Source organism: Burkholderia savannae (assembly GCF_001524445.2).
Lineage (GTDB): Bacteria > Pseudomonadota > Gammaproteobacteria > Burkholderiales > Burkholderiaceae > Burkholderia > Burkholderia savannae.
This window is the reverse complement of sequence record NZ_CP013418.1, coordinates 1,685,910-1,700,495: the sequence shown is the minus strand read 5'-3', so window position 1 is coordinate 1,700,495 and position 14,586 is coordinate 1,685,910. Positions and strand designations below refer to the sequence as shown.

General features: G+C 71.0%; 6 protein-coding genes. All 6 read right to left on the bottom strand.

Annotated features, from left to right (window positions below; all coding sequences use genetic code 11):
* Positions 1-62: 62 nt before the first annotated feature.
* Positions 63-1,475, bottom strand: coding sequence for a gamma-aminobutyraldehyde dehydrogenase (locus tag WS78_RS28715; protein WP_059580238.1), 1,413 nt, complete (start codon positions 1,473-1,475; stop codon positions 63-65).
* Positions 1,469-2,890: an aminotransferase gene (locus WS78_RS28710; RefSeq protein WP_059580235.1), complete on the bottom strand. Its 1,422-nt coding sequence runs from the start codon at positions 2,888-2,890 to the stop codon at positions 1,469-1,471. The genes WS78_RS28715 and WS78_RS28710 overlap by 7 nt, the downstream gene beginning before the upstream one ends.
* Before the next feature lie 8 nt (positions 2,891-2,898).
* Positions 2,899-3,924 carry a TauD/TfdA family dioxygenase gene (locus WS78_RS28705; protein ID WP_059580231.1) on the bottom strand — a complete coding sequence of 342 codons (1,026 nt, stop codon included), beginning with the start codon at positions 3,922-3,924 and terminating at the stop codon, positions 2,899-2,901.
* An 18-nt stretch (positions 3,925-3,942) separates the two neighbouring features.
* Positions 3,943-4,350: a hypothetical protein gene (locus WS78_RS28700; protein ID WP_156437410.1), complete on the bottom strand. Its 408-nt coding sequence runs from the start codon at positions 4,348-4,350 to the stop codon at positions 3,943-3,945.
* Between the two features lie 391 nt (positions 4,351-4,741).
* Positions 4,742-5,260, bottom strand: coding sequence for an SET domain-containing protein-lysine N-methyltransferase (locus WS78_RS28695; RefSeq protein WP_059580223.1), 519 nt, complete (start codon positions 5,258-5,260; stop codon positions 4,742-4,744).
* A gap of 99 nt (positions 5,261-5,359) precedes the next feature.
* Positions 5,360-13,999 (bottom strand): type I polyketide synthase, encoded by an 8,640-nt coding sequence (locus tag WS78_RS28690; RefSeq protein WP_059580220.1) that lies wholly within the window; start codon positions 13,997-13,999, stop codon positions 5,360-5,362.
* Positions 14,000-14,586 lie beyond the last annotated feature (587 nt).

Genomic DNA, 14,586 nt, shown 5'->3' with positions numbered 1-14,586 from the left:
GTCTGTGTCGGGTTCGAAAAGTCGCGCGCTGCGCTCACGCGCCGCGCGCTGCGCCGTGCGCGTCAATGCCGCCACATCACGTGGCGCGGCTGCGTGTAGTCGGCGAGGCCGAGCGTCGACAGATCGCAGCCGTAGCCGGACTGCTTGGTGCCGCCGTGCGGCATGTCGGCCGTGTAGGTGAAATGCGCGTTCACCCACGTGACGCCCGCCTCGATGCAGGCGGCGAGCCGCATGCCGCGCGCCGCGTCGCGCGTCCACACCGACGACGCCAGTCCGTATTCCGAATCGTTCGCCCACCTGAGCGCCTGCGATTCGGTGTCGAACGGCGTCAGCGTGACGACCGGGCCGAACGCCTCGCGGCGCATCGGCGCATCGTCGTGCCGCACGCCGGCGATCACCGTCGGCGCGTAATAGCAGCCGGGGCCGGCGAGCGGCGCGCCGCCCGTGAGCACCGTCGCGTGCGGCAGCGAGGCCGCGTCCTGCACGAAGCGATCGACGCGCGCGCGATGCGCGGCGCTGACGAGCGGCCCCATCTCGACGCCGGCGCGATCGGGCGAGCCGACGCGCAGCGCGCCCGCCGCGTCCGCGAGCCGCCGCGCGAGCGCGTCGTAGACGCCGCGCTGCGCGTAGATCCGCGTCGCCGCCGTGCAGTCTTGCCCGGCGTTGTAGAAGCCCGCGTAGCGGATGCCGGCGACGACCGCGTCGAGATCGGCGTCGTCGAACACGAGGACGGGCGCTTTGCCGCCGAGCTCGAGATGCGTGCGCTTCAGGTTGCCGGCCGCCTCGGCGAGCACGGACTTGCCGGCTTCGACCGAGCCCGTCAGCGAGATCATCCGCACGCGCGGATGCGCGGCGAGCGCGCGGCCGACCGTCGCGCCGCCGCCGAGCACGACGTTGACGACGCCCGCCGGAAAGAGGCGCGCGAGCGCCGCCTCGAGCGCGACGATCGACAGCGGCGTCCACTCCGACGGCTTGAACACGACCGTATTGCCGGCCGCGAGCGCCGGCGCGAGCTTCCACGCCGCCATCATCAACGGGTAGTTCCATGGCGCGATCTGCGCGACGACGCCGACGGGATCGCGCCGCACCATGCTCGTGTGCCCCTCGACGTATTCGCCCGCGCTCGGCCCGCTCGCGGTGCGCGACGCGCCGGCGTAGAAGCGCAAGCAATCGGCGACGGCGGGCATCTCGTCCTCCATGACGAGATGCAGCGGTTTGCCGGTGTTGCGGCTCTCGATGCGCGCGAGCGTGTCCGCTTGCCGCTCGATTTCGTCGGCGAGCGCGAGCAGCAGGCGCGCGCGCGTTTGCGGCGTCGTCGTGCGCCACGCGGGGAACGCGGCTTCGGCCGCGGCGACTGCGTGCTCGACGTCGGCCGCGCTCGCGGACGCGGGCGCGGCGAGCGGCTCGCCCGTCGCCGGATCGACGATCGAAAGCGGCTCGCCGCTTCCTTCGATGCATTCGCCGTTGATCAGCATGTCGCGTTTTCCTCGTGAAGGGGCGCGCGTTTCGCGAGCTCGTGCTGCGTGCGCTCGAGCGCGGCGGCGAGAATCGCGCAGATTTCGTCGATGTCGGCGCGCGTCACGGTGAGCGGCGGCGACAGGATGCACATGCTCTCGTACGGCCGCACGAGCAGGCCCATCTCCTCGCAATGGCGGTCGACGCGTTGCGCGATCGCGATGTCCGCTGGCGTCGGCAGCGCGCCTGTCGCGCTGGCGCCGCTCGTGCATTCGATGCACGCCATCAGGTGATCGCCGCGCACGTCGCCGACTATGGGGAAGCGCCGCAGCGCGTCGAGCCGGCGGATGAAATACGGGCCGACGTCGCGCACGTGTTCGCAGATCCGCTCGCGCTCCATCAGCTCGATGTTCGCGAGCGCGGCCGCGCACGCGACCGGATGGCCGGAATACGTGAAGCCGTTCGTGAACACGCCGTTGCCGTATGCGTGCTCGCCGGACACCGCGTCGACGAGCCGCTCCGAGATCAGCACCGCGCCGAGCGGCTGGTAGCCGGACGTGAGCCCCTTCGCGGCGACGATCATGTCGGGCTCGATGCCGAAGTGCGCGTGCGACGCAAAGAAGTGGCCGACGCGGCCGAAGCCCGTGACGACTTCGTCGGAGATGTACAGGATGTCGTGCCGGCGGCAGCGCTCGCGCATCGCGGCGAGGTAGCCGGGCGGCGGCACGATCACGCCGCCGGACGCGAGGATCGGCTCGGCGATGAAGCACGCGATGCGATCGGCGCCGAGTTTCGCGATCAGCGCGTCGAACTCGTCGACGAGCATCGCGCAGAACGCGTCGACGCTCATGCCGGCCGGCCGCCGGTACGGATTCGGCGACGACAGGTGATGGACGATCGTGTCGTCGTAATGGAAGCACGTGCGGTCCCACGCCTTGCCGGACACCGACGCGGCGAGATATGTGCTGCCGTGGTAAGCGTCGCCGCGCGTGACGATGTGGCGCTTGCGCGGGCGGCCCGTCGCGCCGAAGTAGTAATGCGCGAAGCGCAGCGCCGATTCGACCGCGGTCGAGCCGCAGGTGGTCAGGTGCACGCGCTTCAGGTCGCCGGGCGCGAGCTCGGCGAGCCGCGCGCCGAGCGCGGCGGCCGGCTCGTTCGTCATCGCGCCGAACGGCGTGTAGAACGGCATGCGCAGCGCCTGGTCGCGGATCGCGTCCGCGATCTCGCGCCGGCCGTAGCCGACCGTCACGCACCACATGCCGCCGATCGCGTCGAGATACGTGCGGCCCTCGGCGTCGGTCACGCGCGTGCCTTGCGCGTCGACGACGACGGTCGGCGTCTCGCGGCCGAGCGCGGACAGGTCGGCCCATGGGTGCAGCAGATGCCGCGCGTCCTGCTGCGCGCTCGTGAGAGGAGAATCGTTTCGGTGTGCCATTGAAAACCTCAGTCGCTCAGGCTGACGAGATGCAGGCGCGGCCCGGAGAACGCGAAGCGGCCGTGCTGCACATAGACGTTGTCGAGCACGAGCACGTCGCCCGGCCGCATCGCGACCGCGCGCGACGTGCGCCACAGCGCCGCGCGCAGTTTCGTGACGAGCTCGGGGTCGATCGGCTCGCCGTCGCCGTACGTCGTCGTCGCCGGATAGCGCGCGTCGTTCCAGTCGGACGGGAAGAGCGGATGGCTGCGCCAGTACGATGCGTGCAGCTCCGTCACCTGGTTGAACCACAGCGGCGGGCCGCCCGCGGGATCGTCGAGGAATGCGTCGTGCACGTAGCCGTAGCCGAGGCCGTCGCCGTCGAGCCAGCGGTGTTCGTAGCCCTTTTCGCGCATCAGCGCGTCGACGGCGTCGCGCTCGCGCGCGCCGAACGTGTCCATCCAGCCGATCTGCGTCGGCGTCGATTCGCGCGGCAAATAGCGGTGGTAGCCGATCCGCTTGCGCTCGAACTTCGCGAGGACCTCGTCGGGGATCTGCTCGGCGGCGAGCCGGATGTCGTTGATCGGCACTTCGCCGCCTTCGTTCGCGGCGGCCGCGCAGAAGAAGAACACCTTGCGCGGCGGATTCGGCAGATACGCCATCTCGTTGTGCGGCGCCATCGTGATGCGCGGGTCTTCCTGGCTGGCGACGAGCGCGTAACCCGCGTCGCGCGAGCGCACCGCGATGCCGCCGTCGTAGCTGTGCGGCGCGTAGCCGAGCGAGCGCATGAACGCATCGAAGCCGGCGCGATCGGCGATCGGCAGGTTGCGCAACAGCAGCGCGCCCGTGTCGGGCAGGCGCGCGTCGATCGCGTCGCGGCAGAGCGCGGCGGCTTCGGCGGGCGTGTCGGCGGCACGCGCGAGCCCGAGCGCGAGATCGTTCGCGATCGGAATCGTTACCGGCACGAGCGGGCTGTCGGCCCCCGCCAGATAGGCGCGGCCGCGCACGGGCACCTGACGCCGGTCGTTTTCTTGCAGTTCGATGAAGGAATCCATAACGCGTTCTCCTTTCGTTCATGTAGTGGGCGTGGCGCGGCGCCGAGGCGCATGCGTGCGGCCCGTGTCGAGCAGCGCGTGATCGGGGCGGCGATGCGTTGCGTCGCGCGCGGCGTTGGCGACGGCGAGGCGTGTGACGGCGGCCAGGCGGTCGAATTCGAGGCCGGCGCCCGTGACGATGGCCACGCCGATGGCGACGCCGTCGACACCGGCGCTGCAAACGCATCGTCGGAGCCTGCATGTATGCATGCGTCGGCCGATGCCGTAGCCCGAGTCGGCGCGAGTGCAACAACGGTGGCTGCCGACGCTGCTGCGCATGTCGTGGCCGCCGACGTCCGACGTCCGACGCTCGATGCTCGATGCCCGATGCCCGATGCCTGATGCGATTGCGACATCGCCGTGCGCAACCGGCTTGCGCACCGGCATGAACGCGCGATGCGTGCGATCGCCGGGCATCGAAACGTCGCGTAACGCTCGACGAACGTTCGACATTGAACGTCTGGGCCTCGGCCACGGCCGCAACCGCAGAACCGCAGAACCGCAGAACCGCAGAACCGCAGAACCGCAGAACCGCAGAACCGCAGCCGGCGATCACGAACGTTCAGTCACCCGTCGGATCGCTACCATGCACAACTGCGGCGCACGGCCAGCCGCGCGAGGCACGCCGCGCCTATGTCACCAACGCAAACGGCAAACGGCAAACGGCAAACCGCAAACCGCAAACCGCAAACCGCAAACCGCAAACCGCAAACCGCAAACCGCAAACCGCATGCAGTGCAAACTGCGACGCACGCCGTCCGCCCCGCCCCGCGCCCCATCACGCGAGCGCGGCGGTCCGCAATTCCGCGAGGAGCGCCTGCCCCTTTTCGTTCGGCAGCTCCTTCGCGCCCGTGATCCAGCGCCGGCAATTCGGCGCGCCGCAGTGGCACTCGAACTGGCGCATCAGCTCGTCCTCGGTCGACGCGTAGTCCATCGTCAGCATCTCGCCCGCCGCGATGTCGCGCAGCGACCAGAGCTCGAAGCCCGCCATGTCGAGGCGCACGTTCGGATCGCACGAGTGCAGCAGCAGCCCGCTGAAGTGCGGGTCGTACAGGTGCGTGTGTGTGTTGATCTGCAGCGTGTGCAGCCGGCAGAACGCGGTGATCTGCCCGGACACGCGCGCCATCCGCCGGCCGCGCGCGAACGCCTTCAGGACGCGGACGCCCGCGCCGCGACCGTCCTGCGTCTGGATGATCTGGAACGTGTCGGTCGACGGGTAGCCGTCGTCGATCTTCAGATCGGACGACGGATAGATCCCCGTGCGTTGCTGGACGGGATCGATGAGGGTGATCGTCATGCTGCTCTCCTTGACTGGATTCGTGCGCCGGGCGGGAACGCCCGGCGGACCTCTTCTTTGCGGCCGCGTCGGAATGCGCGGGTGACGGGAAGGGCGGATCTACTCGTCCGCGATGCCGGCGACGTTCCGCATCCGGCGGGCCAGCTCGCCGATCTTCATGGTCGGCGACGCGAGCGTCGAAAGCGGTATCTGCACACCGAATTTCTTGAAAAAGCCGTTGCGCATCTGCGCGAGATCGAGCGAATCGAGGCCGAGCGTCGCGAGATCGAGCCGTTCGTCCCAGCGGCTCACGTAGTCTTCGAGGAACGCGCGGACGGGGTCGCGTGTGCTTGCGGATCGCGTCGCCCGGGCGGCCGGCGGCGAAGCGCACGCGGCGGCGGCGCAGCGCGCATGCTCGTGTGTCGGGAGCGACGAACGCGCGGAGCCCGAGTCGACTTCGGCGGGCGGGGCGGCCGTCTGCCCGAGCGAGTGCGCGGCGGACGACGCGCTCGTCGGCGTGCCCGCCGCGTTCGCTGCGCTTGTCGCGCTCTCGGCGTTCGCCGCATTCTTGGCGTGCGCGGCGTTCATCTCGTTCGTTGCGTCGCGCGCGGTCGCGGCAGCGGCCGCATCGTCACGCGCGATCTCGGCGACGAGCGGCGCATCGCGCCACGGCGAGCGTGGCCAATCGACGTCGCAGACCACGAACTGACGTCCGGCCGTCGCGCCGCCGAGCGCGCCCGCGAGCAGCGCGCCGAGCGCGGCGAATGCGGCGTCGGGCGCGAGCGGGCGCTCGCCGTCCTGAATCGCGCGGCGCAGCGCGCGGTCGCTGCGCGCGCTCATTCCGACCTCGGCCCAACTGCCCCACTGGATGCTCAGCACGGGCGGCTGTCCCGGCTGAGCGGGCCAGCACGCGAGCTGATCGAGCCATGCGTTCGCGGCCGCATAGTTCGCCTGACCCGGCACGCCGAGCAGCGCGCTCGTCGACGAGAACGCGACCGCCCAGCGCGTGCGCCAGCGCGGCGCGTGCGCGAGCAGCGCGGCGAGACTCTGCTTCGGCGCGAGCACGCGGCGCAGCCGCGCGTCGTCGAGATTCGCGATGACGCCGTCGTCGAGCGCGCCCGCCAGATGGAAGATGCCTTCGATCTCGCCGATCGAGGCGAGCGCGGCGTCGAGCGAGCGCGCGTCGCCGAGATCGGCGGCGACGGCGCGTACGCCGCGCGGCGCGGCGGCGGCGTCGCGGCACAGCGCGACGATGCGTTGCGGCGGCACCTGCTGCTCGTCGATCAGCCAGTCGACGAGCGCGCGCCCGACGCCGCCCGTCGCGCCGGTGACGAGATACGGGCCGCCCGCCGCGCCGAGCGCGCCTTCGGGCAGCGCGGGCGCCGCGTGCGGCATCAGGCGCGGCACGAACATCCGGCCGTCGCGGCGCAGCAGCCACGGCTCGTTCGCTAAGTGGGCGGCGGCGCGCGCGAGCTCGGCGGCCCAGCGCTCGCCGGCCGCGCACGGCGCGAGATCCGGATGATCGCCGGCCACGCACGGCGCGAGATCCGGATGATCGTCGGCGAGCGCGAGCCGCACGCGCAGCGCCGCATGCTCGGCGCTCGCGACGCGCGCCGCGCCGACGAGCGGGCCGCTGCGCGCGTCGGCGGGCAGCAGGAGCGTCAGCGTGCCGGCGCATTCGCGGGCGGCGAGCGCCCGCCACAGCGCGACGAAGCCCGCGCATTGCGCGACGCCGAGCGGATCGTCGATCGACCCGACGCACAGCAGCGCCGCGTGGCCGCCGCTCGCGCGCAGGCGCGGCGTGAGCCATTCGAGCGCGTTCGCTTCGCGCCCGGCTGCGTAGACGGCGCATTCAGGCAGAGACGTCGCGTGCATAGGATTCGAAGCGGCCGAGGTTGCCGACTGGTTCGAGACGCTCGACGCGTCCGAGGCGATCGTCGTGCTTGATGAGGCCGAAGTACCCGAAGCATCGGAAGCACCCGAAGCACCCGAAGCACCCGAAGCACCCGAAGCACCCGAAGCACCCGAAGCACCCGAAGCACCCGAAGCACCCGAAGCACCCGCACGCGGCTGCCAATGCAGCGCGAACGTCGGCGCGGGCGCGATCGCCCGCGCGTCGCGCCGCGGCCGCAGCCATGCGGCCGCGCGCGACACGATCTCGGCTTCGCATCGCATCATGAAGTCGTGGCCGCCCGGATACGCGTGCCGGCCCGCGAGCGGCGCGGACGAGATCCGCGCCCAGTCGTCCGCGAGCCGCCAGTCGAACGCGGGATCGGCGTCGCCGCCGTGAATCTGCAGCGGAACCGTCAGGAGCGGATGCCGGCCTTCGTCGCGCCAGCGCCGCGCGATCCGGTGCGCGGTGCGCGTGTCGGCGTCGAGGTCGGCTTCGAGCACGGGGCGGAACACTTCCTGCCACAGCGGATCGTCGCGCAGCGCGTTGGGGACGAGCAGGAAGCTGTCCGCGGGCGCGGCGATCGCCGGCTGCTCGAGGAGCGGTGCGCGCCCGACGACGACGAGCCCCTTCACCCGGCCGCTCGCGGCCCATGCGCGCAGCGGCCCGCACAGCAATTCGGTTGCGGCTGCGCCGCCGTAGCTCAGGCCGCAGAACGCGACGGGCAGCTCGCCCGCGTCCGCGACGATCGCGGCGGCGATCGCGTCGCGCGCGGCGCGGTCGTCGGCGTCGTCGCGCGGGAGCGCTTCCTCGGCGCGCGCGTTGCGGCCCGGCCATTCGATCGCGACGACGTCGAGCCACGCGGGCGCGCCGCGCGCCCAGCCGTCGAAGCTGCGGCTGCTGCCGCCCGCGTACGGGAAGCAGTACAGCTTCATGCGCGGCCGGCGGCGCGGCCTGAGCCGCACGAGCCAGCGCGGCGCGGAGGCTTGCGGCTGCGCGATGCACGAACCGGAGGCATCGTCGTGGCTGGCCGCGCCGCACGGTCGCGATTCGGCGGCGCAAGCGCCTGTCGACGCCGCATTCGCGGCGTTCGCCGGACGTTTCGCGCCCATCGCGTTCGCGATGTTGGTCGTGCGGCTCGTCGGCGTCCCGAATTCGTTCGGCTTCGGCTTCGGCGTCGCGTCGACGTAAATCGACGCTTCCGGCCGCGTCCAAAAGCTGTCGCGCTCGAACGCGTAGCCGGGCAGCGGCGTGCGCGCGAGCGCGCGGCCGGGCGATGCCGCTTCGTGCGCGTGATACGCGCGCCAGTCGATCGACACGCCCGCGCACCACAGTTCGCCGAGCATGCCGGCGAAGTGATCGGCGTCGTTCGCTCCGCTGCGTGCGGCGGGCAGCGACGGCAACACGCGCGGCGCGTCGATCATCCCGCTGGCGCCTTCGTCCGTCGCTCCGTCAGTCATCCTGTTAGTCGTCGCATTGGCCGCCGCATTGGCCGTCCCATCGGCCGCTCCGCGCGCGCCTGCCGACTCGTCGGCATCCGCGCGCGCGCCGGCCGCGAAATGCTTGCCGAGCAGGCTGCACAGCACTGTGCCGGGGCCGATCTCGAGCACGACGTCGGGCCGCCAGCGCAGCAGCGCGGCGACGTTGTCCGACCAGCGCACCGGCTCGAGCAGATGGCGCGCCCAGTAGTCGGCCGAAGCGGCGTCGGCGCCGAGCCAGCCGCCCGACACGTTGCACGTCATCGGAATCCGCGGCGCCGCGCCTTCGATGCGCCGCGCGGCGATCGCGTCGGCGACGGGCCGCATCAGCGGCGTATGGAACGGATGCGACACCGGCACCGGCCGGCATCGGCAATCGAGCGCGGCGAGCGCGCGCCCGGCATCCGCGAGCGCGGGCTCCGTGCCCGCGAGCACGAGCGTGTTCGGCGCATTGCGCACCGCGATCCAGAGATCGGCGCGCCCGGCGATCCATTGTTCGATGCGTGCTTCGTCGCCCGTCACGGCGAGCATGCCGCCGCGCGCGAGCGCGCCGTCTGCGGCGGCGAACGAGGCCAGCGCCTCGGTCGCGCTCGCGCGCGCGGCGACGAGCGCGGCCGCCTGATCGAGCGTGAGCGCCTCGGCGGCGACGGCCGCCGCATACTGGCCGATGCTGTGCCCCGCGACCGCGACGGGCCGCACGCCGTATTCGCCGAGCACCGACGCGAGCGCGTGCTCGACCGCGAACAGCCCGCATTGCGTGACGAGCGGGCGGCGCATGCCGGCGTCGTCGGCGTTCAGGATCGCGTCGGCGATCGGCGCGCCGAGCGCGCGTTCGAGCGCCGCGCACGCGGCGTCGAAGTGATGACGGAAGCGGCCGGCCTCCGCGTTCGATCGATACAGCTCGCGCGCCATGCCCGGATGCTGCGAGCCCTGGCCGGAGAAGCAGAACGCGACGCTCGCGCCGGGCTTCGCGCGAACGGGCGCGCCGAACGGATCGGATGCATCCGATGCGTCGGGTGCGTCGAGCGCTTCGGCAAGCACGTCGGCGCGCTCGCGCAGCGCGACGGCCGCGCGCGCCGGCTGCGCGGGCACGGCGAGCGCGACCCGCAGCGGATGCGCTTCGCGCGCGACGTGCAGCGTGTACGCCGCGCATGCGAGTTGGTCGGCGTCCATCGTCGCGACGCGTTCGGCGAGCGCGCGCAGATGGCGCGCGAGCGCGCCCGGCGTGCGCGCGGACGCGGTCATCAGGTGATGCGTGCGCGGCAAGCCGTCGGCGGCGACGCCAGAGACGGCAGAGGCGGCAGCGGCGGCGGCGGCGTGCGCGGGCGCTTCCTCGACGATCACGTGCGCGTTCGTGCCGCCGATCCCGAAGCTCGACACGCCCGCGCGCCGCGGCAATTGCGCCGACGGATCGGCGACCGTCCAGTCGTCGCCGCGCCGCTGCACGACGAACGGCGACGCGTCGTGCTCGACGAACGGCACGAGCTTCGGATTGAGCGTGTCGAAATGCACGGTCGGCACGCGCTGCCGATGCTGAAGCTGCAGCACGGTCTTGATGAGCCCGGTGATGCCGGCCGCGCAGTTCGCATGGCCGATGTTGCCCTTCACGCAGCCGATCGCGCAGCTGCCCGCCACAGGCGCATCGGCCCCGCGCGTCTGCGCGAATGCGTCGGATAGCCCTTTCAGCTCGATCGCGTCGCCGATCAGCGTCGCGGTTGCATGGCATTCGACATACGAGATCTGCTCGGAGCGCACGCCCGCCATGTCGAGCGCGTCGACGATGCAGCGCCGCTGCGCGTCCGCGTTCGGCGCGGTGTAGCCCGCCTTCATCCGGCCGTCGTTCGACAGCCCGACGCCCGAGATCACGGCGAGGATCGGATCGCCGTCCGCTTGCGCGAGATCGAGGCGCTTGAGCACGACCGCGCCGACCGCGTCGCCGAACAGCGTGCCGCTCGCGCGCGCGTCGAACGGCCGCACGTGGCCGTCGGCGCTGCCGACGAGGCCGTCCTCGTAGCAGAAGCCGAAGTTCGGAAACGACAGCGCGGACGCGCCCGCGATCGCCATCTCGCACTGGCCGGCGCGGATCGCCTGCACCGCCTGCACGAGCGCGACGAGCGCGCTGCTGCACGCGGCGCCGATCGACACCGCGGGGCCGCCGAGATCGAGCTGGTACGCCACGCGCGTCGCGATGTAATCCTTCTCGTTGCCGATCTCGGTGAGCATCAGCCGGCCCGGATCGAGCGGCGTGAGCAGCCCGCCGCCTTGCAGATGATGGACGAGATAGCCGTCGATCCCGCAGCTCGCGAACACACCGGTGCGCGTGCGGTAGCGGTTGTCGGCGCGCGCGTAGCCGGCCTGCTCGAGCGCGCTCCACGCGATTTCCATGAAGAGCCGGTGCTGCGGGTCCATCAGCGCCGCTTCGCGCGGGCCGATGCCGAAGAAGAGCGCGTCGAACTTGTCCGCGTCGCCGACGATCTGCGCGGCCGACACCCAGTCCGGATGATCGAGCTGCGCGGCGTCGACGCCCTTCGCGAGCAGTTGCTCGCGCGAGAAGCGCGACAGGCTGTCGACGCCTTCGGTCAGGTTGCGCCAGAACGCGTCGACCGAATCGGCGCCGGGGAAGCGCCCGGCCATGCCGACGATCGCGACCTTCGGCGCATCGGCGGCGGGCGCCACGCGCGCGGCGCGCGGCTCGCGGGCGTTGTCCGCGCGCGCTCGCGCCGCATCGTCGCGCGAGCGGCGGCAGTAGTCGGCGAGATCCTGCAGCCGGCTGTGCTGATACAGATCGACGACGGCGAGCGAAAGCCCGAGCCGCTCGCCGAGCAGGCCGACCGCCTTCGCCGCGCTCAGCGAATTGCCGCCGAGCTCGAAGAAATGATCGTCGCGCGCGACCGACGCGACGCCGAGCACGTCGCGCCACACGTCCGCGAGCCGCGCCTCGAGGCCGTCGCCCGCGACGTTCGCCGACGCGTCGCGCGCGGCGGGCGGCGCGGCCGTCGGCGCAGGCGGCGGCAGCGCGCTTTTGTCGAGCTTGCGCGACGTGCCCGCGCGCAGCGCAAACGCATCGAGGCCGATGAAGTGCGCGGGCACCGCGTATTCGGGCAGCTTCGCGCGCGCCTGCTGGCGCAGCCGCGCGAGCGTGGTCGCGGACGGCGCGCCGTCGTTGCCGACCACGTACGCGGCGAGCGCGGACGGCTGCTTCGTCTGCGGATCGTCGATCGGCACGACGAGCGATTTGCTGACGCCGTCGACCGCGTCGAGCACGTTCTCGATCGCATGCAGCAGCACTTTGAAGCCGCGAATCTTCACCGTGTTGTCGATGCGGCCGAGGATCGCGATCTGGCCGTCCGGCAGCAGCCGCGCGCTGTCGCCCGTGCGGTAGACGGGCGCGTCGTGGCCGCGCTCGGCGAGCGCGCGCACGGACGGCAGGAATTTCTCGGCGGTGCGGGCCGCGTCGTCGAGATAGCCGGGGCCGAGGCCGGGCGACGCGACGTACAGTTCGCCCGTTTCACCCGCCGGCACCGCGCGTCCCGCTTCGTCGAGCACCGCGAGCGCGCAGCCCGGCAACGGCCGGCCGATCGGCACGCGTCGGCCGTTCGCGCCGCCGTGCGACGGCAGCAGATCGGCGTAGCAGACGTCGAGGCTTTCCCACGTGCTGTACGCGTTGACGAGCCGCACCGACGGCGGAAACGCCGCGCGCGCCTTGTCGACGACGCGCCGCGGCACGACTTCGCCCATCAGGAACCACGCGGACATGTGCGCGAGCGCGTCGCGCAGCTGCGCGGCGACGCCTGGGAAATCGAGCACGCTTTCGAGCAGCGACGGCGTGACGACGAGCCGCGTGATCCGTTCCTGCCGCAGCAGCGCGACGAGCCTTGGAGGATCGAAGATCGCGTCGTCGCCGATCGCGACGGCCGGGCGGCCGAACATCAGCGCACGCAGGCATTCCCACGCGAGAAAGACGTTGAGGCCCTCGCGCTCGCCTTCGGCGTACGGATACAGCGCGTCGCGCGCATGGAAGCAGTAGCTCGTGCCGACGTGCGTGGTGAGAACGGCCTTCGGCTTGCCGGTCGAGCCGCTCGTCAGCGACACGAACGCGATGTCGTCGCGGCGTGGCGCGACGGGCGTCCATGCGCGATCCGCGCGGGTCGGCCGCGTGCCGACGAGCGTGCAGCGCGCGTCGCGCAGATGCTTGGCCGCGCGCGCGAGCAGCGCCGGAATCGTCGCGATCTGCGCAACGCGGCAGCTCGCGACGAATTCGCCGACGAGCGCATCGGGCCAGCTCTTTTCGAGCAGGCACACCGACGCGCCGATCGACCACGCGGAGACGATCGTCAGCACGTACTCGGCGCCGTGCGGCAAAAAGACGCCGACGACGTCCTGCCGCGCGACGCCCGCCTCGCGCAGCGCGTCGGCGAGCTCGGCCGCGTGCGACGCGAGCTCGCGGTAGGTCCACGTGCGCTCGCCGTCCTTCAGCGCGAGCGCATCGGGCGTGCGCGCGACGTGCTCGCGAATCGCGGCGAGCACCGAATGCGCGTCGCCCCAATCGTCGGCGGCGCGCAGGCAGGCCGCGACGCGCGAGTTCGCATCGGGCGTCGCCGCGACGATCGATGCGGGACGCTGCGCGAGCAGCCGCTCGACGTGGCCGGCGATGCTCGCGCACAGCGCCGCGCGCGACGGCGCGCCGAGAAAATAGAAGTGATTGCCGTCGAACGTTTCGACCGGGCACGCGTGTCGCGGCGAAACATGCGCGCGCCACGCGTGCAGATCGTCGATGGTCGTGCTCGGATCGGCGGCGCCGCCGTAGATCACGCAAGGCGCGCGCAGCGCGTCGCCGGACGCGTGCCGGTAGGTCTGCGCGAGCCGAAGGTCCGCTCGCAGCGGCGGGAGCACGTAGCGGGCGATGTCCGGATCGTCGAGCGTACCGTCGGGGAAGAAGCCCCAGCGCCGCACGGCTTCGATGAAGCGTGCGTCGGGCAGCGCGTGTGTCTGCTGACGCCATGCGTCAGCCGCGCGTTCGCGCGACGGGGCGGGATGGCCCGACAGGAACAGGCCGGCGGGCTGCACGCCGCCGCGCTGCTCGAGCGCGCGCGCCACTTCGTAGGCGAGCAGCGCGCCCAGGCTGTGACCGAACAGAAAGAGCGGCGTCCCGTCGTCGAGCTGCGCGACTTCGGTCGCGAGGTCGTCGACGAGAGACGGCCAGTCGTCGTAGAACGGGATGTGCTGGGCGGCGCCGCGGCCGGGCAGGCTGAGCGTCGTGAACGCGAACGCGTCGCCGAGTTCGCGCACGATGTCCGCGTAACTGGCATCGCTGCCGCCCGCGAACGGGAACGCGGCGATCCGGGCCCGGCTGACGAGAGATCCGTTGCTCGTTGAAACTATTTGCCTCATGAGAACCACTCCGAATGTCCGGCGGTAAATTATCAGAGGCTACGAAACGGTCGATACTGCAACTTCTTACAGTCGCTATGTAATCGGGTTGCAGTGTATTTCGCGTAAATCGAACACCGGAAATGTCCGTATCGTGAAAAATTCGAATTGTGATAAACCCTGACTCGGACTGATCCTAAAGTGTGAGAAAAAGCGGCGAGCAAAACATCGGGAATTCGACGAAATCATCTATAAAAGTGCGAATGAAATGCACGTTCAACGCCGTCGCGGCGCGTTTGATCGCCAGCATACTGGACCCGCACGCTCGGGAAATTTTTATCTTTCGAAATGCCGGGTTGGTATATTCAATCCGAGGCAACGATTCCGAATCCAGGTCATGACATCCGCAAAACGGAACATCGGCATTGTTCGTTGTGGATATCATCGATGCGGTGACTTCCGATAGCGTCGTGCAATTAATTATGTAGCTACCGAAAAATAAATCAGGAAATCCGATGCCATTATTTTTTCATCGTCAATGAATGGGCGCATGAAGCGAGATTTTGATCCGAGATACGAAATAGTTGGAGGCAGTTTAAAAATAAACT